The organism is Affinundibacterium macrobrachii (genome assembly GCF_014652415.1).
GTDB lineage: Bacteria > Pseudomonadota > Gammaproteobacteria > Burkholderiales > Burkholderiaceae_D > Undibacterium > Undibacterium macrobrachii.
This window is the reverse complement of sequence record NZ_BMYT01000003.1, coordinates 269,177-291,531: the sequence shown is the minus strand read 5'-3', so window position 1 is coordinate 291,531 and position 22,355 is coordinate 269,177. Positions and strand designations below refer to the sequence as shown.

Annotated in this window: 18 protein-coding genes; 11 read left to right on the top strand and 7 right to left on the bottom strand. The window is 45.2% G+C overall.

Features of this window, described 5'->3' with window-relative positions; genetic code table 11:
• The first annotated feature begins 6 nt into the window (after nt 1–6).
• From IE103_RS10195 to IE103_RS10170, 6 genes are all read left to right on the top strand, one after another.
• Entirely contained in the window at nt 7–573 is a 567-nt protein-coding gene (locus tag IE103_RS10195; RefSeq protein WP_189346011.1) for an MbcA/ParS/Xre antitoxin family protein, read from the top strand.
• A 297-nt stretch (nt 574–870) separates the two neighbouring features.
• Nucleotides 871–1,101, top strand: coding sequence for a hypothetical protein (locus IE103_RS10190; protein WP_189346010.1), 231 nt, complete (start codon nt 871–873; stop codon nt 1,099–1,101).
• A 380-nt stretch (nt 1,102–1,481) separates the two neighbouring features.
• Nucleotides 1,482–2,024: a hypothetical protein gene (locus tag IE103_RS10185; protein ID WP_189346009.1), complete on the top strand. Its 543-nt coding sequence runs from the start codon at nt 1,482–1,484 to the stop codon at nt 2,022–2,024.
• A 13-nt stretch (nt 2,025–2,037) separates the two neighbouring features.
• Nucleotides 2,038–2,316, top strand: coding sequence for a hypothetical protein (locus tag IE103_RS10180; RefSeq protein WP_189346008.1), 279 nt, complete (start codon nt 2,038–2,040; stop codon nt 2,314–2,316).
• 1 nt (nt 2,317) lies between these two features.
• Nucleotides 2,318–2,767, top strand: a complete 450-nt coding sequence (locus IE103_RS10175) for a protein-export chaperone SecB (RefSeq protein WP_189346007.1) — start codon at nt 2,318–2,320, stop codon at nt 2,765–2,767.
• A gap of 20 nt (nt 2,768–2,787) precedes the next feature.
• Nucleotides 2,788–3,648, top strand: a complete 861-nt coding sequence (locus tag IE103_RS10170) for a Shedu immune nuclease family protein (protein ID WP_189346006.1) — start codon at nt 2,788–2,790, stop codon at nt 3,646–3,648.
• Nucleotides 3,649–4,093: 445 nt separating this feature from the next.
• Here IE103_RS10170 and IE103_RS10165 read toward each other — a convergent pair whose 3' ends face one another.
• The 5 genes from IE103_RS10165 to IE103_RS10145 all read right to left on the bottom strand — a co-directional run bounded on the left by IE103_RS10165 (nt 4,094) and on the right by IE103_RS10145 (nt 9,968).
• Nucleotides 4,094–5,125 carry an arginine N-succinyltransferase gene (locus tag IE103_RS10165; RefSeq protein ID WP_189346005.1) on the bottom strand — a complete coding sequence of 344 codons (1,032 nt, stop codon included), beginning with the start codon at nt 5,123–5,125 and terminating at the stop codon, nt 4,094–4,096.
• Nucleotides 5,122–6,126, bottom strand: coding sequence for a GlxA family transcriptional regulator (locus tag IE103_RS10160; RefSeq protein WP_189346004.1), 1,005 nt, complete (start codon nt 6,124–6,126; stop codon nt 5,122–5,124). The genes IE103_RS10165 and IE103_RS10160 overlap by 4 nt, the downstream gene beginning before the upstream one ends.
• A gap of 124 nt (nt 6,127–6,250) precedes the next feature.
• Complete coding sequence (locus tag IE103_RS10155; protein WP_189346003.1) at nt 6,251–7,369, bottom strand: succinylglutamate desuccinylase/aspartoacylase family protein; 1,119 nt, start codon at nt 7,367–7,369, stop codon at nt 6,251–6,253.
• A gap of 8 nt (nt 7,370–7,377) precedes the next feature.
• Nucleotides 7,378–8,697, bottom strand: coding sequence for a M20 metallopeptidase family protein (locus IE103_RS10150; RefSeq protein WP_229827215.1), 1,320 nt, complete (start codon nt 8,695–8,697; stop codon nt 7,378–7,380).
• 2 nt (nt 8,698–8,699) lie between these two features.
• Nucleotides 8,700–9,968, bottom strand: a complete 1,269-nt coding sequence (locus IE103_RS10145; RefSeq protein ID WP_189346001.1) for a cyanophycinase — start codon at nt 9,966–9,968, stop codon at nt 8,700–8,702.
• A 490-nt stretch (nt 9,969–10,458) separates the two neighbouring features.
• Between IE103_RS10145 and IE103_RS10140 the strand changes: the two genes are divergently transcribed.
• The 4 genes from IE103_RS10140 (at nt 10,459) to IE103_RS10125 (ending at nt 17,656) form a co-directional block, all read left to right on the top strand.
• The gene (locus tag IE103_RS10140; protein ID WP_189346000.1) at nt 10,459–13,215 is read left to right on the top strand and encodes a TonB-dependent receptor; all 2,757 of its coding nucleotides are present in this window, start codon (nt 10,459–10,461) and stop codon (nt 13,213–13,215) included.
• A 106-nt stretch (nt 13,216–13,321) separates the two neighbouring features.
• Nucleotides 13,322–14,740 carry a transporter permease gene (locus IE103_RS10135; protein ID WP_189345999.1) on the top strand — a complete coding sequence of 473 codons (1,419 nt, stop codon included), beginning with the start codon at nt 13,322–13,324 and terminating at the stop codon, nt 14,738–14,740.
• Nucleotides 14,741–14,751: 11 nt separating this feature from the next.
• Nucleotides 14,752–15,912 carry an o-succinylbenzoate synthase gene (gene menC, locus IE103_RS10130; protein WP_189345998.1) on the top strand — a complete coding sequence of 387 codons (1,161 nt, stop codon included), beginning with the start codon at nt 14,752–14,754 and terminating at the stop codon, nt 15,910–15,912.
• Between the two features lie 274 nt (nt 15,913–16,186).
• Nucleotides 16,187–17,656 carry a DEAD/DEAH box helicase gene (locus tag IE103_RS10125; protein ID WP_189346344.1) on the top strand — a complete coding sequence of 490 codons (1,470 nt, stop codon included), beginning with the start codon at nt 16,187–16,189 and terminating at the stop codon, nt 17,654–17,656.
• A 222-nt stretch (nt 17,657–17,878) separates the two neighbouring features.
• Here IE103_RS10125 and gluQRS read toward each other — a convergent pair whose 3' ends face one another.
• Together gluQRS and IE103_RS10115 are read right to left on the bottom strand one after the other, a co-directional pair.
• A complete protein-coding gene (gene gluQRS / locus IE103_RS10120) occupies nt 17,879–18,763 on the bottom strand; it encodes a tRNA glutamyl-Q(34) synthetase GluQRS (protein WP_189345997.1) in 885 nt (294 codons plus the stop codon).
• 188 nt (nt 18,764–18,951) lie between these two features.
• Nucleotides 18,952–19,863, bottom strand: coding sequence for a sulfurtransferase (locus IE103_RS10115; protein ID WP_189345996.1), 912 nt, complete (start codon nt 19,861–19,863; stop codon nt 18,952–18,954).
• 318 nt (nt 19,864–20,181) lie between these two features.
• Here IE103_RS10115 and IE103_RS10110 point away from each other — a divergent pair, with 318 nt between their 5' ends.
• Nucleotides 20,182–22,344 carry a serine/threonine-protein kinase gene (locus IE103_RS10110; protein ID WP_189345995.1) on the top strand — a complete coding sequence of 721 codons (2,163 nt, stop codon included), beginning with the start codon at nt 20,182–20,184 and terminating at the stop codon, nt 22,342–22,344.
• Nucleotides 22,345–22,355: the final 11 nt, after the last annotated feature.

Below are 22,355 nucleotides of genomic sequence, written 5' to 3'. Positions count from 1 at the left end.
ATTTATATGAGCAATAGAACTCGTTTAAACATTACTCCATCTATCAAAGAATATGCTAAAAGTTTCGGTGCACGTTTTGATAAGAGGCTAAAGGAATGGTATGTAGAAGGTTCTGTACCTGCTGAATTGGAAGAACTGGTTTGCCGTGAGATTAGATCAAGAGACTACGTATCAGAGGTATCACCGTCGTGTCCTAAATGCGGAAATAAGATGGTTTTCAGAAGTGGTGCCAATTATCAGTTTTGGGGTTGTTCTCGATTTCCGGTTTGCCGTGCAACACTAGAAGTAGGAAAAAGTATTTCTCCAATTCAGCATGTGTTATCTCACCTTCAATCGAACATTTCATCTTCAAATCAAAAATCAAAATGCAAATCTGAGGCAGATATTTTGGTCAATGACCGAAGAAAGGCTGTCATAGCACTGGCGATAGTTTTGTTTGGTAGTGAGCATCAAGCGATGAAGTGGTTGACCATTGCAAAGGTGTCTTTGGGAAATGTTACACCGTTGGATTTTATGACTTCTATTGTTGGTTGTGACAGGGTTGAGCTGTTACTAAAAGAACGCTTTGCTTAAGGCAAAAATTGAAACGCTCTTTTAAGTGTTGGATCCCATCCTTTAAGGTGCGTTTTTTATTAAATTTTAGTATGATGACTCTTACTACCAAGTAGTTCTTTAGTTTCGTAGTAGTCATACATGGCTTTCCAAATTGAGCTTGTGTATCGAGGCGACATTCACTCTAGCCGGAAGTGCATGTCGCCTTTTCTTTTTGAGCTTGTGTATTGGGGCGATACTCATTCAGTCAGGGAGGTGGTATCGCCCCTTCTTATACAGCGCTAACATCTACAAAATTCAAGATAAGATGATTTCTAAATGCTCGCTCTTCGGCCGTCGTGTACGGTACAGGGGCGATTTGAGTCTCATCCCAGCAGCCTCACCGCTGGGATTGTGCCTTGCGAGGCATTTATCGTAAGGACACAACCGAATGGTGAGATGCTGCCGCAGGACAGCACCCCTGTGGTTCACGGTGGCATGCAGGAGCGTTTAGGCGCGCCGACCGCGCCTGCGACAATGCCAGCAAGTTTACTAACTGGGGAGCAATAACTCTTTTGTTCTTCGTTCTGTTTTATAAAGTACATTGTATTTTCTGGAATAAGAATTTAATTGGAGAAAATTTTATGTTGTTAAATTTGATCACGAAGCATGAATATTAAGTTATTATTCATTTGATGCTCTACGATTTATGTCATTAATACATTCTTCTTGTAAAGCAACATTTCTTTATGGTTGAAGTGGATTGCTGTGAATTTTTAATAAATTCACTTCGTTATACGTAATTAAACATGTAGCTTACTTATGTATGTTTAATCAGCTATTCGTACTTACTCCTCAGATTAAGAGAGTTCTAAAATACTAACCATTATTGGTGCTTTTCATGAACATGTGCTTATGTGGTATATTTCTGCATAAAATAAAATTATGTAATGGGTGACGATTTGGAATTATTAGGAACCCATGGAACTAGTAAATCAAGAGCCGATAATATTCAGCAAGGACAGTTTAGGCAGCCCAAGGAAGCTGGCAGAGCTGGTACAGGAATTTATTTTTGGGCTTATGAAAATGAGATTGATTTAGCTCTTGAATTAGCAAAACTATGGTGGAGTAACTGTTATGAGTCTGGTCACTACGACAGCGACCAGCACAAAGACTGCAAGGTAATTTGTGCAGGGCTAAATGTCGATGAAACAGCATTTTTCGATACGTCAATATTATATTTTCAGGAAAAACTTTTTCAAACCGCTAGATCTAGAGGGGTAAGGAAAGGCTACCAATTGTGTAAATTGTACGACACCATAATCAAAGAAATTGAAATTGCTTTGAAGTCCAAATTTTTGGTAATCGCAGCAAATGTATCTCGACCGAAATACGATGATTCCACGCCTATGATAGCGGGTACTCCTAGCTTTAAATGTTATGTTGTGCGCGATCATTTTAATGATGTTATTGTCATTAATACGATTGTCTGATCAAGGAAATAAAATGAATATCCTACTTAAAAATGCGATTGATAGCGTTTTTGAAAAATTAAATGCACTTTCAAATGAAGAGTTTGAACAACGTCTTTCTGAATCAGAAGGCGGTGATATAGCACTGTCCTTTTTAGATTTGTTTGCTTTTTATAGTGACGCTCTTGGAAGTTTTGTCGCGGGTAAATTTATTGTTTCCTCATTGAGTACATTTTTATTTGTTGAGTCTGATTATCAATATTTGAGGCCGCTTGAAGCCGCAAATGATGTGTCATACCTAATGGCTGCATAGAATGATTAATAAACATCCAATTCAATTGCAAGGTATCATTGTTAAAGAACTTTTTCTCAAAGTTTATGATCCAGAACGAGCTCAAGAAAATGAGTTAGATTTGCCTTTCAGTTTTAAGGTTGGACATTCTAAATTTGATGTCGAAAATAATCAGATTGCTGTTGGTGTTCTGGGGCGCGTGGGGCTAGATGCTGATGAACTTGGCGATGACGGGGCTTCTGAGCGAACTCCGTTCGTGATTAAAGTAGATCTAGTAGGTCAATTTTCTGTTGATGTTTCTTTGTTTCCTGTTGATAAAGTTGAGCAATGGGCAAAGGAGAACGCGCCACTTATTTTGTTACCGTTTTTAAGAGAGCATATTTACGGTCTAGCTTCTCGTTCTGGTATTAAAGAAGTTATAGTTCCGATGTTTGTTGTTCCAACAGTAACTATTAATAATACTGCTAAGTAATTTGATCCTCTTGGGAATTTGTGAAATTGGAGATTGTAGACGAATCGCTGATTGAAGAGTTTAAACAAATCCTTTGCGAGCCTTCGCCTAAAGGACGTCAAAAGGAGCAAGTTGTTCAAGACTTCCTTGAACAACATACTGAATTAATTCCAACTCCTAACCGTTTAAATCATCACCTCCATTTTCAATCCGTTGTATCTAAGTTTCCGCTTGGTACTGAACTTACTACGGACTACGTCTACATAACAAAAAGTTCGGATGTTTGGAGAGTAACTTTTGTTGAGCTGGAGTCTCCTGATAAGTGCATCTTTACTAGTGATGTAAAGAAAACTAATACAACGGCTGAGTTCAACGCGGCGTTAAATCAGGTAAGAAGTTGGAAGCATTATCTTGATGAGAATAAAAATGAAGTAATTCGTCGCCTCGATCCTTTGCTGCAGCCAATAAATATGAGGCGAAATCCTGTTGAGTTTCATTTTCAACTGATCATAGGCCGATCTCAAGATAAAAACCTAAGTGTAGATCGTAAGAAGCACTTTCGAGGCCTCATTGATGAAACTGGAATTGAACTTTTGACGTTTGACAAGTTGATTGACTGGTATAGAAACGATCAACGCTATAAGAAGCTTATATTGCGTCTTACAGGGTCGCATTACGCTTTTAAGTACATGCACTTCGAACCCACACAAATTCTTTCATATCTCGGGCCTGATCGCCTTTTGCTATCTTCTGATGAAGTTGAGCGTTTGAAATCTGCAGGGTATGAAATGGAAAAGTGGAGTAAAGGAGAGTTACTTACTTATAACTTCAAGTTGGCAGAATCAACATACCAGCAAGAAATAAAGGATGGAACTATTTTTAATTTAGGTGAAAAATTATAACAAGTATCTTATTTTGATCACTAGATCCTGAGTGACAAAGTTATGTAGTGCTTTTTAATTCTGAATTGCCTACCTATTTGGATATAGTCGGTGACTTTTAAAAATTTTTTCTTGTGTTAGATATTTTCTGGATCGTAATGTAAAAGATCAACAATAGTTCAACGGCGTTGTTATTTAATGGGCGGGTACTGTTAGATATGCGTGCATAAGCTATTGTTTAGTAATGTATTGTTGTTTAAAGTAATGTTGGTGCAAGGACTCATAATCCGTTGGTACCCGGTTCGACTCCGGGGAGGCCCACCAAGATTTATGTGTTTTGCAAAAAAGCCCTTACAAGAAAATTGTAAGGGCTTTTTGTTTTTACTTTGTGTATCAATGCTTATCTGACTTGTACAGACCAGATTGCTTCATTGCATTTCGTTCTCGTATGCGTAGCTTGTTTTGTTTAAGTGCTCTTGACTCGGATTGTACAGGCGCGAGAATTGTTGTGGAGACCTAGTATTTCTATTGCTTTGGGTGGCACCAATAAGGCATTGTCGACAAATTCGCCAGACGATAAAGTCGCACAAAATTTCGCGCTTTCCATGTTCGCGATAAGGCAGGCTTCGCCTTGTACTTGGGGAGTATCGCGTAATTCGACATCTTGTGCTGCAACAACTGTATTTAACATTGCTACCCGCGCCTCGGCGATTGGGCCACCGTCAAAAATATCGATGAATGAATCGACGTCGAAGCCTTCGTCGACTAGTATGCCAAAGGGAAGTTGCCCGTCAGGATGGAGTTGACCCATTGCCCATTGTGCTTCTTCTGTCAGTAAAGAGACGTATATCGGTGAGCGTGGCATTAGTTCTGCAATAAAGCTTTTTGACCGGCCTCGGGTACGTTGTTCCGCTTCCGGAAATGGCATTTTAAAAAAGCGTCCACCAAGAGCGTTCCAGAATGGACTATTGCCTGCTTCATCACATAAACCGGGATTCTCAGCACCGATTCTTTCAGCGAACAAATGTGGGTAATTTCTGATGAAGAGCAAGCGTCCACGCGATAAGAGTTGCGGCGCGAGCGTATTGCCATACTCCGGTTCGATATAAAATGAGCTGAGTAAGGAGTGGCCAGATAAGTCTTCGCATAAACGTAGTGTATGTTCACGATTGCTAATCCCTAATTCATCACTTGCATGGACAGAGAATTCATTGCGATAACAATAGAATCGACCGTTTGCGCCAGCACTCGTAACGATGCCACTTGTACCAACCACACGACCCGCTTGTAAATCTTCGAGTACAAAGTGATAGATTTCATCGCCGCGACTTGGTTCGGTTCCAGCAAATGCTTTAAGCGAACGTTCAAGTCGTTCAGCTAAATGCGCACGACCTGGCTTGAGTGTGTGGATGCCGAAGGTACTCGCTTTTGAAAAGCGCTCGATCGCATCGAGATCATCCAGCGTTGCTGGGCGCAACAAGTAGTCCATATGATTCATTGAATGTCCTCTTCGGAATTTTTAGTCATGGCTTGCGGCATGCTGTGGCGGGCGCGCTCTTCGCGCGGAGTATAACCAAAATAGTTGCGATAAGTGGTGGAGAAATGCGGTCCAGAAGTAAAGCCGCAAGCCAGGCCAACTTGCAATATCGATTGCGTTGTTTGTTTCAATTGACGACGTGCGTGTTTGAGTCGCAATTCCAAGTAATAGCGCGATGGAAAAGTATCTAAGTGTTGGCGGAATAGTCGTTCAAGCTGTCTGCGTGATACACCAACTAATTGCGCGATATCCTCCGCTTGCAAGGGTTCCGCTAAATTCGCTGCCATCAATTCTAAAGCTTCTTTTAAACGGGCAGATCCTAGTGCGGGTTGCGCTGATGCAGGAACTGGTTGTCGCTCGTCGCTGCCGCGTAGTCGATCTAAACCGAGGCTAGCAGCCACTTCCGCTGCGAAGGTGTTTCCATGACGCTGTTCTAGCCAATGTAAAAGCAAATCTAGTACTGCCGCACCTGCGCCAGCACTGATCCGATTTCGATCAATTTCAAATAAGCCTGGCGTGAATACGATGTTTGGATAACGCTTGACCGCGTCTGCCAAAATTTGCCAATGTATTGCAGCTCGATAACCATCAAGTAAACCGTGTTCGGCGAGTATCTGTGTGCCAGTGCCACAGCCACCAAGAATCGATTCACCGGCATGGTGTGACGAACTTAAATATTGTTTTAAAAAATTTCCGGTGGTGTTAGCAATAGATGGTTCAACGCGTTCATCAGCGACTAGCATCAATAAATCAGCGCGCTGCAGTTGATCAATTGGACGCGCTGACAGCGCAACACCGCATTGTGTAATAGCTTGCGCGCCGTCCGTCACAAATTGCTCGACCTGATAAAGCAGTTCGCCGCCTACTTCGTTCGCTGCAGCGAATAGGCTACGTACCGCGCCGAATGCGAATAGAGAAAAGCCAGGAAGTAAGATCAATGAAACAGAAAAAGGCGGCTGCATAATTGCTTTCGTGAGTGCGCTTGCTTCTACATTCAACTACGTGATGATTCGCAACTGGGATGCTTGAAGGTGATAACTAAGCATAGAACTAAACATGAAGCTAAGCATACAATTGAGCATACAACTAAGCTGACAATAATGAACCGCGCCTTACCGCTTCACGACCAGCGACTTTGCTGAGTCGTGTACCGGGTGGTACGTAGCGACGATTTTCGCGAGCGAAATAAACGCCATCAACTGGGGACAATAATTGTTGTACGCTGCCACTGACTGGATCAATTAAATCTATCAGAGGATCGCCTGCTTTGACAGTTTCGCCAAGCTCTCGCAAGTACACGACCAACCCCGCTGAGGGTGCTGCGATCGGCATACAGCCAGCTAGCGGCGTGGGTTGGCAGGCAGTTGGTACGTCCTGTGTTAAAGGTCCAGCGATGATGCCTTGTAGACGAAGGTAGTCGATCATCGCAGTTGCATCGTGTTCAGCGAGCGTGTGATTGACATCGGTAAAGCCGCGTAGTTCGACGGTAACAGCAAGGCAAGCCATAGGAATCGGAAATTCGTCGCCAATCAAGCCGGCGATGTCCCACCATATACGTGAGCAAGCTTCATCAAAAGGATCATCGCCAGAGTTGGTTTCTAGCAGTGCTACATGTGCATTGAGTAAGCCAGCTAGTGGCGCGACGCGTGGCCATAATGGCGTACCTGTGTAGACATGTAATACAGACTCACAATCGCAATGTAAGTCGAGAACGACATCGGCATCTGCTGCGAGTCGCATTAAGGCTAAGCGTTGTGCTGACAATTCATCCATGGCGCTTTGTTCACTCAAGCAAGCGCGAATGGCAGCTCGGATTAATTGCTGATTATTGTGGGAATCAGCACTTAACTGTGATTTGACGCGTGCTAGTACACTCTCGGATAAATTATGAAACAGGCGATTGAAATTCTGCCCTGTGCGTAAATCAAAACGACCTTGACTCGTTCCTAATAAAGTATTTGCGAGGCCAATCGGGTTGGCAGAAGGAACTAAGATCACCTCACCGAGCAATTTTCCTTGTTGCTCTAATTCGATCAATTGACTTCTTAGGTGATGTGCGACCAACATGCCAGGTAATTCATCGGCATGTAGTGATGCTTGAATATAGGCTTTCGGGCCAGTTCCTGTTTTGCCGAAACGGATATAGGAAAGCTCTCGGCTTGTGCCTGCGGCGGGAGAAGGGAGAGAAATAGAGTTGAGTTCCATGAGCGTTTTCAGTTCCCAGTTAAATAATCAGCAGCTAAGCTAGCGAGAGTACGCACGCCAGTCAGCAAGGCAGCTTCATCCGGATTGAAGCGAGGTGAATGATTGGGGGCCCAGTCTATCACTGCTTTCTCTGGTGGATTGACTCCTAGAAAAAACAGCATAGTGGGAACACGTTGTCCGTAAAATGAAAAATCTTCTGAGGTTGTCGTTGGAGGAATATCGGATAGCAATGCAGTGCCAACCACGCGACGCAGACTAGGCAGCATTTTAGCGATTAGCGCGGGATCATTCCAAGTCACCGGATAGCCTGCATCAATACTGACTTCGGCGCTGGCACCAGAAGCGAGAGCGAGGTTTTCTGCGGTACGTTTTACTTGTGCCAGAATTTGTTCTCGCATGCGTGGATCAAAGGTGCGAATGGTGCCACTCATTTTGACTTCGCTAGGTACGATGTTTGCTCTTTGACCGCCTTGTATCGTACCAACCGTAATCACCGCTGGTGCGACAGTAAGATTGGTTTGTCTACTGACGATTGATTGCAGACCCAAGACAATTTGCGACGCTACCACCACTGGATCAACCCCGTTCCATGGTAACGCTCCATGTGTTTGACGACCTTTAACCACGATGTCAAATGTATCGCTACCCGCCATCAAGCCACGTGCACGCAATGAGAGCGTTCCAGTTGGCTCTGGTGTGATACCCACGTGTAAGCCAAACATCGCGTCTACTTTTGGGTTTTCTAAGACACCCGCTTTCACCATACGCTCTGCGCCATTTGGCGCATTTGGGACACCTTCCTCAGCTGGTTGGAACACTAGTTTTATCGTGCCAGAAAGTTGTCCGCGTATGTCAGAGAGAACTCGAGCGGCACCTAGCAACATGGCGACGTGCATGTCGTGACCACAGGCATGCATGAGAGCCACTTCGGTATTGCCTTGCTTCACACGCTGTTTCGATGCAAAGGCTAAACCGGTTTCTTCGCTGACTGGCAATCCATCCATGTCGGCACGCAAGGCAACGACGGGACCTGGTCGCCCCGTTTTGAGTAATCCAATCACACCAGTACCGGCGATGCCACGACTCACTTCGTAGCCCATGCGTGTTAGTTCAGCGGCGACTAGAGCAGCGGTGCGATGTTCTTGAAACGCGAGTTCTGGATGCGCATGTAAATCGCGTCGCCAATGAATCACCTCCGGTAAGACACGTGCAGCGGCGGCGTCTAAGCTGGCATGTTCGAAGGAACGTTGCTGTGCCTGCAAGTTGATACTTGGTACAAGTAGTGCACTCGAAAGTAGGATAGGCGCAAGATGTCGCAATGGATACATAGTCATTTCCATGATTGATAGAGCGGCGTTGTCATACGGATTGGTCGCACATCGAGTCGCGCATTAAATACGGAGTAATCTTTACCGTCAATACCCGTACTCTCCCAAGCGCGCGTGTGTTCATCGCGACGTAAGACAAACTCAAAACCTAAATTGGGGGCGGGATCATCCTTGGCTGTAATCAGGCTAAAGGCGAAACCAACCACGTGTTCACGATTGCCATCGACGAGTTGCGATAAGGCGCGTTGAATCGCGTTTTCTCCCAAGATATCAGGGAAATCAAGGCGTGGATTTTCGAGTTCAGGAACAAATCCCGCTTGTCGAAATTTCAGTTCACCTTTCGCTAATTTGGCTGGAAAAACTTTGATTTGTGCGTTGGCCAAATCATAGTGGTCGCCATTATCCAAATACGAGATGCGGATATTGCTCACATTGATTGGACCAGCTTGTACTGTTGCATCGCGTAGATCGATCAATAAAGCACCTGTGGCACCGACAATTTCTACGTCATTGCCACGAATAATTGCGGCTGTATTTTCATCGATACCCAAACCAACTTTGTAACCTTTGGCGAGCATGGCAGCGAGTAAACGTCCTATTCTTCCGCGTTTGAGAAAGTGTTGATCAATGAAGATTTCTTCGCCCGCAAATCCTAATCCGCGTTCAATTTCTTTGCCGTCTCTTAGCAATCCTTTCATCACTAATAATGGATTGAGCGCATCGCGAAACATGACTTGGCTCATGATCGCTGCGCCAGCGCTTGTTCCGACGACTACGCCGCCGCGCGCTTGCAATTCTCTTACTGCTTGCAACACAGGTGAGGCGACACCATTTGGGTTGAGTACGTCGGCATAACGTTCTTGCGCTCCGCCAGTAAAGTACACCGCATTCGCTGCGCGAATTTTTGCCACATTGTCTGGATCAGCTGCAGCGCGACGGGCTGATTCAAGATTTTCTCCTGGCCATTGTGGTGCGATTTTGAGTAGCTCGACTTGTGCGCCACGACGTCTGAGTTCATGTGCAGCATTTTCACCAGTCGCAACTGGATTGCCGGAAGAGGTTGGAATGACGACAAATTTCGCTCCTTTACCACCAGCGAGATCAACCAAGCGTTGTCGCAATTCATCGTTGTCACCACGTACTGCACCACCCATGGGCACGACGATTCCGGGTATTGGTTGAAATGACGTTTTTGTAGCCTTACCGTCAGCGTGTGCAAAATTGATTGCCAAATTTGCTGCAAGCAGCGTCAGTATGAATATGGATTTCAAAAAATATCCCTTTCGCTAAAGTCTCATGGAACGGATGTTGCCATTGATTCGCTGCGTTCAGATCATGTCAGTTAAAAGTTTGCGCACATTCGTAAATGCATGTCGCACTGTCGGAAGTTTGCAACACTTTAATGGGAACAACATTGCATGAATGCGACACCAGCTTCTCACAGAGCGACTCAAGTTAATATGAGGTGGTTCAAGATGATGAACTGTGCATACACTCAAATCGTTACAAAAAAATACGCCAAAGCACACGAACGCATATAAACGCACACAAGAGTAGGTAAGAGTAGGCAAATGCAGTGCTGGTGATTGAATCTAAGTTTTTAAATGCTTTTTAAATACGTATTAAGAATTCGTTTGAAAGATGCGTTTGAAAAATACGTTTGAAAATATGTTTAAAAACAAAGTCAAAAGAAGTTAGAAAAATAGTTTGAATATAAATTTGTGTTTGAGATTGATACACCCATTTTTGAGGACTTATCGCATGAAACCAGCTAGCCAGCCCGCAGCGATGCTATTTCGCCGCTCCCGATGCACCCATGCAGTGTTACTTGCACTGAGCGTTTTAAGTTTGAATGTTACTGCGCAAACTTTGCAGCGCGTTGAAGTGACAGGTTCGAGTATTAAACGCATTGAAGGTGAAACTGCATTGGCAATTGAAACCATTAAGCGTGAAGATATTGATAAGACCGGCGTAACGACTGCCGCTGAATTATTGCAAAAAATATCGGCGAATGTGGGTGGTCTGACTGACGGCACCAGTGTTAGTGACGTGATGGGTGGGCAGCGTGGTTTTAATGGTGCCAATCTTCGTGGCCTTGGTGTTTCTAGTACCTTGGTCTTGTTGAATGGTCGCCGACTCGCCAATTTTGCGAGTCCAGGTGATAGCTCTGGTGTGGATCTCAATAGCATTCCTGCTGGCGCAATTCAACGTGTTGAGGTCTTGAAGGATGGAGCATCTGCTATCTATGGTACAGATGCGATGGGCGGTGTGATTAATTTCATTACCCGTAAAGATTATCAAGGTGCTGATGTTAACGTCTATGCCTTAGATACTGCCGAAGGTGGTGGTAGTAAAAAAACTGCGTCTATTTCTGGTGGTTTTGGTGATCTAGGCAAAGACCGATTCAATGTATTTGGTGCGATAGATGTGCAACGTATGGAGCGACTCGCTAGTTCTGATCGCAAGTTTATGCAGGAATACAGTTTGCCAGATCGCTTATCTCCACAGTTGTCGAGCACTTCCTTCCCCGCCAACGTGGATTTGACTGCGGCGCAACTGGCGACTTTGAATAATTCTTCTTACTTGTTTGGCTCAGGTCCAGGCGGTAAGTGGTTACCTTCTCCAGGTCGTCGCGTGAGTTTTGGTAAGGCAGCCTGCGTGAATGGTAGTCCAAACGTCGTGCGTCCTTTGGGGCCTGGTGGTACTGAGGGCTGTTCATTCAATTACATGGGTGATTCTGAAGTCTATCCTAAGGGAGAAAAACAAAGTTTTATCGGTCGTGCCACTTTCTTGGTATCTGATGAACATCAAGTTTTCTTCGAAGCATTGAAGAGTAAAGCAGTCACTGCGTACGCAGCATCGCCTGCCACCTCTGGCAGTATTAATGGCACTACCACGGGCATCTTTTTACCAAAAGATTTGCAAACGAAAACGGGTATCACGACACCTGTGAATTTCCGTTTCCGTTTAACTGATGCTGGTCGACGCACCACCGAGGTGACCAGTGAGAGTTCACGTATTGTCTTAGGTGCCAATGGACGTATCGGTGCTTGGGATTACGATACCGCCTACAACCATAGTGTCAATGAAGCGACTGATTTGGATATCGACGGCTGGGTCTCGCGCACTAAATTACTCGATGGTATTGCAAAAGGTTTGTATAACCCATTCGTTGCAGCTACCGATGATTCTGGTAAGAAGTTTATGAATTCCATCAAGATTTCTGGCGCTGCGCGTATCTCTAAAGGTACCAGCGATAGCGTTGATGGTAAATTGACGCGCTCTTTGATGTCTATGGCAGGTGGCGATGCGATGCTCGCGGTTGGTGCGGAATTGCGTCGTGAAAAGACAGAGTTCTCTTCTACTGCAGCACTGAAGACGAATGATGTACAAGGTGATCGATCCAGTTCGGACGAGTTGTTGGAAGACTCTTCAAATCAACGCGATATTGCTGGCATTTATGCAGAAGTTAGTGCGCCTTTCACCAAAGAATGGGAAGGACAATTTGCCTTACGTTATGATCGTTATAAAGGTGTGAAAGATCCACGATCTGCACTGACTACACCGAATCTTGATACGACCAATCCTAAGATTGCGTTGAGCTATCGTCCAAGTAAAGCAATGTTAGGGCGTGCTTCTTTTGGTACGGGTTTCCGTGCGCCGTCGATTTCTGAAATGTTCTTACCAGTTCGTTCCGGCACGATTGCAAGCTTCGTCAAAGATCCGGTGTCAGGTGAGATTGCACAGTTTGATCTTGATCGCTACGCAAATCCTTTACTCAAACCAGAGAAATCGAAACAATTCTCGATCGGTTTGGTGTTAGAACCAAACCAAAACTGGAACGGTAGTATTGATTACTGGATGATTCGTAAGACTGACATTATTTCGGAAATTGGTGAGCAGACTGTGTTTGATAATCCGGTCTACTACAATAATCCAAATATCGTCGTGCGTGATTCCGATGGCGCGGTTTCCTATTTGCAGTTTAAGAAAGAGAACCGTGGCAAGCTGAATACTTCCGGCTTTGATTTAGCCCTCAACTGGCGCGGCGATGCTACGTCGATTGGTCGCTTCAGCGCGAATCTTGGTGCAACTTATTTGACCGAATATAAGTTCCAATCTGATCCAAGTTCGCCACTGACGAACGGCCTCGGTGTGTTCCGTGATGATAAGGCAGTGCAGCGTTGGCGTCATAAGCTCAATTTTGATTGGGCATATGAACAACTCAATTTGACTTTGGGTCACACGTATTTCGCAAGTTATCGTGATCAAAATATTCCGGGCTTGGCTGACCCAGGTTGGAATGATCGCGATGTCGAAGCGTATTCCTTATGGGATTTAACCGGTAGTTATGCGTTCACTAAAAATCTGAAATTGCGTGCTGGCGTTATCAATTTATTAGATACACCTCCACCATTTACCAACCAGTCACGTTATTTCCAAGTGACTTGGGACCCGACTTATGGTGATCCACGTGGACGTTCTATCTTTGTGAATTTGCAGTACAAATTCAAGTAAATCGTAGCACCCTCCTGTTCTTGACGCCCCACTCAGGTGGGGCTTTTTTATACGAGGGAAAAGTAGTAGATCACAGCAATCAGAATTATTAGCAGGAGCTAAACGCATGAGTAATAAGCGAAGTACATTCAAAGTTCCAAACACACTCATCATCTTACTGTTCGGCGCGCTGATTATGGCGCTAGTCGTTCCTTGGGTTCCAGCAGGTTATTTTGAAAAAGGGATGCCAATATCTTTAGACTCTTATCGCGTCGCAGAGCACAACATCAGTATTGCTGTGTTCGGTACAGGCAAAGAAATTGGTTTTTTGAATGCGCCATTTGAAGGCATGACCTCGGGTAGCCGCAGTGGTTCTGCGATTGGTGTGATTGCATTTATTTTGTTGGTTGGTGGTGCCTTTGGTGTGATCAATGCGACGGGTGCAGTTGACCGTGGTTTGTTACGTTTGATTGCCATCACTGGGCATCATCCACGTTTGTTGTTGGGTTCTTTATTCGCTGCATTCGCTACTGGCGGAGCGGTATTTGGTATGGGCGAAGAGACTATCGCCTTTCTTGCATTGTTATTGCCCTTGATTTTGCATTTAGGTTATCCACCTGAAGTCGGTGTCATGATCACTTATGTTGCTAGTCAAATTGGGTTTGGCACCTCGTGGATGAATCCTTTTGGGGTCGCTTTAGCGCAAGGGATTGCCAATGTCCCACTGTTGTCCGGAGCGCCTTTGCGTATTGTGATGTTTCTGGTTTTTGTGAGTACCGGTATTGTATTTACGCTCTGGTATGCGCAGCGCCATCGCACCGCCGCTGATCTCGGTGAAGATGGCAAGATTGTGATTCCTGTCGATGCACCACCACTCGCACTCGCTGATCGAGTGATCTTGTTGGGAATTGTCGCAACCATTGTTTGGATCGTTTGGGGTGTGGTCACCGCAGGTTATTTTATTCCAGAAATTGCCACGCAATTTTTTACGCTATGTGTATTTTCAGCCATCGTTGCGATATTGAGCAAGCGTCTTACGGCCGATGCGGCAGCAGAATCATTTGTCGCCGGTGCGCAGCAATTGATGTCGGCGGTTTTAGTGATTTCATTGGCGAAAGGGATAGAGTATTTATTGGGCGGTGCGAACCCACATGCTCCTTCAGTTTTGAATACCTTCTTACATAGTATGGGGACGATGCTAGAAACTTGGCCGGCACAGATGGCGGCGCAAGGGATGTTGGCGGTACAAACAATGTTTACTTTTGTGATTCATTCTGGCAGTGCGCAAGCGGCGATTAATATGCCTTTGATGTCTGGATTATCTGACTTAGTTGGTGTGACGCGGCAGACAGCTGTGTTGGCTTATCAACTCGGTAATGCGATGGCAAATATGAGTGTGCCAACGGGTGCAATTTTAATGGCATCTTTAGGTGTTGCGGGTGTGCCTTGGACGCGTTGGTTTGGCATTATTTGGCGCTTTCAATTGCTGATCTTGGCGATGTCGATGGCGATGGTCGCGATTGCGGTAGCGATTGGCTATTCTTGAGGAATTGAAGTATGGACCAACAATTTTTGCATTGTGCAGTACCGCTGTCGCCCGCGGTTGATGCACGCATTCCTGTCTTGCACAAAATCGATTTGATTGTGGTGCGCTTGCCATTTGTAAAGCCATTTGCCACCAGTGTGCATACTTGGGCAGTGAAAGAGGCCTTGTTATTACGGCTTGAGTCGGATGGCGTAGTGGGATGGGGAGAATGTGTTGCCGATCCTGACCCTTTTTATGCCAGTGAAACCACGCAAACCGTGCGCCACATTTTTAAAGAATTTTTATTGCCGCAATTGAAGCCGGGCCTTACGATCGGTGAGTTACTAGCAAGCTGGAGTCCGGTGCGTGGTCACGGCATGGCGAAGGCGATGGTGGAAAATGCATTGCTCGATTTGATCGCACGTCAACAGAATCGCCCATTGCATGCTTTGTTGGGATTATCGGCGCGTCGGATTCAGTCTGGTATTAGTCTAGGGATTCAAGAATCGATTCCGGCTTTGCTCGATGCTGTAGCTGATGCTATGCGTCGCCCCTATCATCGTGTCAAATTGAAGATCATGCAGGGTAAAGATGTCGCTTGGGTGCGCGCTGTGCGCGAGGCTTTTCCTGATTTGTGCTTGATGGCAGATGCCAATGGAGATTATCGATTGGAGCATGCACCTATATTGCGAGAGCTAGATGCATTCAATTTGACCATGGTAGAGCAACCCTTGTCCTACAGCGATATTGTTCAGCACGCGGTATTGCAAGCGGGCTTAGCCACGCCTTTATGTTTGGATGAATCAATTCATGATCTCGATGATGCACGCTCAGCGCTTGCCTTAAAGGCCTGCGGTGTAATCAATATTAAGCAAGGTAGAGTGGGCGGCATGATCGAATCGCTCAGAATCGCAGCGTTGTGCCAGCACGCTGGCGTTGACGTTTGGTCGGGTGGCATGGATGAGACCGGGATCGGTAGGGCATTCAATTTGCAATTGCAAACTGCCAGCGGATTTACTTTGCCGGGCGACACATCAGAAACCGCACGTTACTTTAGCGAAGACATCGTTGATCAAGCTGTGGTGTTAGCAGACGATGGTTTTATTGCTTTACCTGAAGGGCCGGGGATTGGTGTTACGGTATTAGAAGATCGTGTCGCACGTTACACCTTGGAGCGGGAATCTATTCCTTAACTGTGCCGTGACGATGTAGTGATTATTTATGGGAGCGATCTATCGTCTTTGGTCTACTCTGTTATGTAGAAAGTTTTGAATTTGTTTTGTGATATTTTTAGCTAGGAGTTTTTGCTAGCATCTATCAAAAATATCGAAAAATAGTTCTACACAGGCATGGTGTTATAATGTGCGCTGTAAATTTTCTTCCATGCCTTACTCTTTGCTGACGCAACATCACAATTTTCTTCCTTTGATGCAGTGTTAGACCCACGGGAGGCACACTATGCATAACATGACCGAAACCTCTGTTCCAACAGTAGCTGAATTGGCTGCTGATACTCTTCGATTTGATTCTTTTGGGCTAGCACCAGAAATTCTGCGCGCGCTAAACGATCAAGGTTATGTGCATCCAACGCCAATTCAAGCGCAGGCAATTCCCGTAGTTTTGCAGGGTCGTGATGTGATGGGGGCGGCGCAGACCGGTACAGGAAAAACGGCAGGATTCTCACTGCCGATTATTCAGTTGTTGATGGCACACGCCAATACCAGTGCCTCGCCAGCGCGTCATCCAGTACGCGCATTAATTTTAACGCCGACGCGCGAATTAGCTGATCAGGTTGCAGAAAATGTGAAGGCGTATTCGCGTCACACGCCTTTACGTGCGACGGTCGTATTTGGTGGCGTTGATATGGCACCGCAAACCGCCATTTTGCGTAATGGCGTAGAGATCGTCATCGCGACACCTGGTCGCTTGTTAGATCATGTGGCACAAAAATCGGTGAATTTATCGCAAACTCAGATTTTGATTATGGATGAAGCCGATCGCATGTTAGATATGGGGTTTCTGCCAGACTTACAACGCATCATTAATTTGCTGCCCAAGCAGCGTCAGAATTTGATGTTCTCTGCGACCTTCTCGCCAGAAATCAAAAAACTATCCGCCAGCTTTTTGAATAATCCGGTGACGATCGAAGTAGCGCGTAGCAACGCCACCTCAGAAAACGTGACGCAAGTGTTATACAAAGTTGAGGAAGATGAAAAACGTGATGCGGTTGCGTTCATCATTCGCGAACGTGGATTGAAGCAAGTGATCGTATTTTCAAATACCAAGATCGGTGCCTCACGTGTGGCAGTGCATTTGGTTAAGCAAGGTATTAAAGCGACCGCGATTCACGGTGATAAATCGCAACAAGAACGGATGGCAGCCTTAGAAGCATTTAAACGTGGCGAGGTAGAAATTTTGGTCGCTACCGATGTTGCTGCACGTGGCTTAGATATCTCTGAAATGCCGTGCGTGATTAATTTTGATTTGCCATATAACGCAGAAGACTATGTCCATCGAATTGGTCGCACTGGTCGCGCTGGCGCGAAGGGCGATGCGATTTCTTTGCACACGGATAAAGATGAGCGCCTATTGGTTGACATCGAAAAACTGATTAAACAAAAAATCGTGCGCTTACAACTCGCTGGATTTATCGCTACCTCTCTGCATTCTGAACGTAAATCATCAAGTTTTTCTGATCGCCAAGAGCGTAGCCCACGCTCAACTGATCGCGCAAATGATCGCGTAACTGAGCGTCCGGTACGAACATATCAAGCACCGCGCGAGAAGGTCGATCCTTGGTTTTTAAAACCGTACGAACCAAGCACCAGTGCTGCAACGACCAAGCCCGTCTTGAATAAAGCGAATAACGAAGTCGCCAAGCCGCAAAAGCGAGCTGCCTTATTAGGTGGTTTTGCGAGTTCGGTCAAAGCGAATTAATTTACTGCGATATATAGCAAGCTAAATAAGTTCGTTTTTAAGTTCGATTGTGGCAGGATGGAAAGTCCGCAAATAAACTAGCTGATTGTGATTCATCACTCGCTGTTATTCGAGTCAATTTAAAACAAAAAAAGCAGAAAACCAAATGTGTTTTCTGCTTTTTTGTTTCTGGCTAGAGAGCTTTTAGCCTCTTAATTGCGCTGTTGATACCGACAACGGTGATTATCTTATTCCCATTTTATTCGCCCACAAGACCGTCGCTGCTACCCAAAAGTCGGCGATGTTTGCTGGGGACGTGCTGAATTTTAAATTCAAAAAACCGGCTGCCGGAATGAGAGCATCCTGTAAAACATCGTTGTTCCCTAGGTCAAATCCCAAAGCACCTGTTTGCTTCGACAATTTCTCTCCTAGCGCATTCGTGACCACCGGCACGTGTAAGTAGCGTGGCGTCGGATAGCCAAGCAATTGTTGTAGATAGATTTGCCGTGCGCTCGAGTCGAGTAAATCTGCGCCACGTACGATATCGGTAATTCCTTGTAACGCGTCATCGACCACGACTGCCAGTTGATAAGCCCAAAATCCGTCAGCGCGTTTTAAAACAAAATCGCCAACCGCAGTGCTTAAATTTTGATTTTGTCGTCCGAGCAGACGATCTTCAAATTCGATGTCGGCTGCCGCACCGTCCGGTACGCGCAAACGATAGGCGCGTGCTAACTTGTTATTTGCAATCCCCAAGCGGCAGGTTCCAGGATAGATTTGTGAATCCGATAAACCAGCCCGTATGCGTGAATCAGCGATTTCTTTGCGTGAACAGCTACAGGCAAATACATGTGCAGCTAGTTGCTCTAAGGCAGTTTGATAGTAAGTGTTGCGTTGGCTTTGCCACACAACATCTTCATCCCAATCCATGCCGCAGCGACGTAAGGTTTGCAATATTGCATGATCTGCTCCGACGACGTTACGGTCAAAATCAACATCTTCGATGCGAACCAGCCAACGCCCATGATGTGCTTTGGCGTCAAGATAGCTCGCCATGGCAGCGACCAAAGAACCGAGATGGAGAGGGCCGGTTGGTGAAGGGGCAAAGCGACCGCGATAGAGAGACATGTTATGAATGAATATTGCGTTCAATTGATGCAGAGATGATTTGGCTAATTGACTCAGCTAAAACATCATGCAAATCATCAGAGAAGTTATGGAGAAAAATTGATATCAATTTTTTTCATTAACGATGCGCGATGACTGTTAGGCGATAATTACTACCAAGCTTACAGTCAATCGCACGTTTGATGACTTTATTGATTAATGCCAGCACTGCCGCTAGCGCTAATGCCGTCGTTGGCTTGATCAAGATCGTCGCGAGATTGCTTTTTGCAATGCGGGCAGGATTTTCCAGCAATGTACCAAGGTGATAACTGTTCACGCGGCGTGACTACTGCACGACATGCATAACATTGTGTAGTATCGGTTGCTTCGAGCTTAGGATTTAAGGCAGTACGGTAGTCAAACACAAAGCAGTCACCGTGATAATGATCTCCACCGACTTCCTCAAAATATTTCAAGATGCCGCCTTCGAGTTGATACACGCTTTCAAAACCGACGTTTTGCATGTGAATTGCCGCTTTTTCACAGCGTATGCCACCCGTGCAAAAAGTCACTACGGTTTTATCATTTAAGGCATCACGATTAGCCTCGATCACTGCTGGAAATTCGGTGAATTTCGTAATACGGTAATCGATCGTGTTATTGAAGCTACCGACATCAACCTCAAAATCATTGCGTGTATCGACCATCACGATCGGTTTGCCGTTATCGTCGTGGCCTTGATCTAGCCAACGCTTTAATGTTTTTGCCTCAACCGATGGTGCGCGACCTTCCTCTGGTTTAATCAGCGGCATGCGCATAGTGATAATTTCTGGTTTGAGCTTGACCAATAACTTGGTAAACGGTTGGCGATCAGAAAAACTTTCTTTCGCAACGATGTCGGCAAAACGAGGATCTTGATGTAACCAATCCATATACGCATCAATTTCATGGCGCAAACCGGCCAAAAACATATTGATGCCCTCTGGTGTGAGCAATACCGTACCTTTTAAATTCAGTTCTTTGCATTTATCGATAAAGATTTGTCGCTTTTCAGCCGTATCGTTGAATGTAATAAATTTGTAGGCAGAAATGTTGACGTAGGGCGTGGCGGATGATTGCATGAATAAGGAAAGTAAAAATTGAAGTAAGTCATTGATTTGGCAGCATTATATGATGAAACCCTAGTCTGCGTCTTAGGCAACTTAGGTCGCGGACCGAATTGCTGCTATCGATCACGCAGAATTGTTCGCTCAGGTTTCGTAGCTACTTTCGCTTTAAGGCGACAATTACATGTCAATGATGAATTTTTAATTTGTAAAAATCTCACTTAACATGTAAAAAACGCTATTTCGGTAAGCTCAATTCTCTACATTGATGGTAAAGTTAAAAATTGACACATAACAACAATAAATATAACTATAAATACGCGCATCGATAAAATGAATTCAGTACAACGCAATAGCGAAGGAAACTATCAGCAAGATTTGATGACGATGGAATCCTTTCGTCATTATGAAATTCGTCGAAGAATGGATGGCGATGTCGTTTCGCCTGTGTTCGAGGCTTGGGATACCAAGTTACATCGCGTTGTCGCAATTAAGCGTTTGAGCGATCTAGGCGGTGAGTTCGACGCCGTGTTAAATCGCGCAAGAAAAGTTGCCGCCCTTACTCACTCTGCCTTCGTCAAAATTCATGCCTTAGAAGAGGTCGATTTTAGTATTTATATCGTCATGGAGATGGTACAGGGGCAAGCACTATCTCAATGGATATCAGAGAACCAAGGTCGTGAGAATCTCGCCCTAATTCATATTAAACAAATTGCCGCTGCCTTAGAAGAAGCGCAGGAGGCTGGTTTGGTACATGGCGATTTGCAACCAGCTAATCTGATCGTTGACGCAACCGGAAAAATTCGAATTTTAAATTTAGGTTTTGCGACCTATTTTGACCCGCAAGTGGTAAACAATATTGCTGAGATTGATCCTCATGGCAGTATCGCTTATCTTGCTCCGGAACGTTTCGCCGAACACGCTGCTAGCGTCGCGAGTGATGTGTTCGCGGTCGGAACGATTTTGTATCAGATGCTCAATGGCACGACCCCCTTTGCTAATTTGCGCGGCTTGAGTTTGGTGGCGGCACAAGCGCAAACACGTTCCGAACAATGGGCATGGCCGTCCTCGATTTCTCCGGCTGTTTATCAATTGATTTTGGCGATGACCAAACGTGAAGTCAGTGATCGACTGCAATGGGTGCAAGTTCAACAGGAATGTCAAAAGTTGGTTGTCCAAGAGTCGCCTTCCAGTAGCTTCAGTGAATCAAAGATGCAGGCGCTACAAGCGCAACTCGACGCAGCCAATCGTCGCCGTCGTTGGCGCTATGGCATGCTATTGGCCGCGTTGCTGTGTGTGGGTGGTGTGACGGTTTGGAAAATACAACCTAATTGGACGCAAGTCGTTAAAGTGCTGACGCCATACTCCGAGTCGCTAGAGTTGGAGCGTGGAATGCAAGCATTGACGATGTACGATAGGCCAGGCAAGTTAGATGAAGCGACCAAACACTTTAATACTGTACTTGAGCGAGATGCGAATAATGCGCGTGCAGCAGCTGGGCTGTCGATTGTTTACAGCTATCGTCTACGCAGCAATAATCGAGATGATGTCTGGCGCGGTCGAGCTTTGGCAAGTGCTCAACAAGCGATTAATTTGAATCCTGATTTAGCAATTACCCAAATCGCTTATGCACTGGCGTTAGACCCACATCGCCAATTTGAAATCGCAATGGCTGCGGTGCAAAAAGCGAAAAAACTAGAGCCGAATAATTTATTGGCTTGGCAAACTGAAGTACGTACCTATTTGATCGCGCGTCAATTCGATGCAACTATAAAACATGCCGATTCCGCTTTAAAGTTATTTCCGAATGATTGGTTAATTTCCAATTTCAAGGGAGTCGCTTATATGAATCAAGCGAAATATCAAACGGCCGAAGCTATATTTAGGGGAAATGTTGAACTGCATCCCGATGTAATGCTCTCTTATAATTTTTTAGCTATGGTGTTGCAATATCAGGGACGTGTTGACGATGCTTTGCAGGTATTGCAGCAAGGCTTGCAGCTACGCCCAGATGTTAATTTATATGCGCGACTAGGAGAAATTAGGTTTGACCAAGGGAACTATGTGGCAGCCGCCGATGCATTGGAAAAAGCAATCCTTGGTAATCCGCAAAACTATGATAATTGGATTGCCCTCGCTAATGCGTTGATTCAGGTGCCTGATAAAAAGGGGGATGCGAGAAGAGCATACGAGAAGGCACAGAAATTGCTGGAGGCTAAACTAGAGCAGCGTCCAAGTGACGGATGGCTGATGGTCGCAATTGCACGAATTCATGCACGAGTTGGTGAGGAAAAAGAGTCACTTGCTATGCTGAATAAAGCATTAGCACTTGCACCAAATAATCCTGATGTACATTTTCAAGCGGCTTGTGCATACGAATTAATGGGTTTGCGAAATAGTGCGTTAGCAGAAATCGATAAGGCGAAGCAACTAGGCTTTAGCGAGGCAAAAATTCTTAGTGAGCCGATTTTGAAAGACCTACTTAAGACAAAGTAATACATGGAATT

Bases quoted from the DNA above. Each gene is read 5' to 3' on its own strand.
- IE103_RS10195 (WP_189346011.1), top strand. From the start codon at position 7: ATGAGCAATAGAACTCGTTTAAACATTACTCCATCTATCAAAGAATAT.
- IE103_RS10190 (WP_189346010.1), top strand. From the start codon at position 871: ATGCTCGCTCTTCGGCCGTCGTGTACGGTACAGGGGCGATTTGAGTCT.
- IE103_RS10185 (WP_189346009.1), top strand. From the start codon at position 1,482: ATGGGTGACGATTTGGAATTATTAGGAACCCATGGAACTAGTAAATCA.
- IE103_RS10180 (WP_189346008.1), top strand. From the start codon at position 2,038: ATGAATATCCTACTTAAAAATGCGATTGATAGCGTTTTTGAAAAATTA.
- IE103_RS10175 (WP_189346007.1), top strand. From the start codon at position 2,318: ATGATTAATAAACATCCAATTCAATTGCAAGGTATCATTGTTAAAGAA.
- IE103_RS10165 (WP_189346005.1), bottom strand. From the start codon at position 5,125: ATGAATCATATGGACTACTTGTTGCGCCCAGCAACGCTGGATGATCTC.
- IE103_RS10160 (WP_189346004.1), bottom strand. From the start codon at position 6,126: ATGCAGCCGCCTTTTTCTGTTTCATTGATCTTACTTCCTGGCTTTTCT.
- IE103_RS10155 (WP_189346003.1), bottom strand. From the start codon at position 7,369: ATGGAACTCAACTCTATTTCTCTCCCTTCTCCCGCCGCAGGCACAAGC.
- IE103_RS10150 (WP_229827215.1), bottom strand. From the start codon at position 8,697: ATGTATCCATTGCGACATCTTGCGCCTATCCTACTTTCGAGTGCACTA.
- IE103_RS10140 (WP_189346000.1), top strand. From the start codon at position 10,459: ATGAAACCAGCTAGCCAGCCCGCAGCGATGCTATTTCGCCGCTCCCGA.
- IE103_RS10135 (WP_189345999.1), top strand. From the start codon at position 13,322: ATGAGTAATAAGCGAAGTACATTCAAAGTTCCAAACACACTCATCATC.
- menC (WP_189345998.1), top strand. From the start codon at position 14,752: ATGGACCAACAATTTTTGCATTGTGCAGTACCGCTGTCGCCCGCGGTT.
- IE103_RS10125 (WP_189346344.1), top strand. From the start codon at position 16,187: ATGACCGAAACCTCTGTTCCAACAGTAGCTGAATTGGCTGCTGATACT.
- gluQRS (WP_189345997.1), bottom strand. From the start codon at position 18,763: ATGTCTCTCTATCGCGGTCGCTTTGCCCCTTCACCAACCGGCCCTCTC.
- IE103_RS10115 (WP_189345996.1), bottom strand. From the start codon at position 19,863: ATGCAATCATCCGCCACGCCCTACGTCAACATTTCTGCCTACAAATTT.
- IE103_RS10110 (WP_189345995.1), top strand. From the start codon at position 20,182: ATGAATTCAGTACAACGCAATAGCGAAGGAAACTATCAGCAAGATTTG.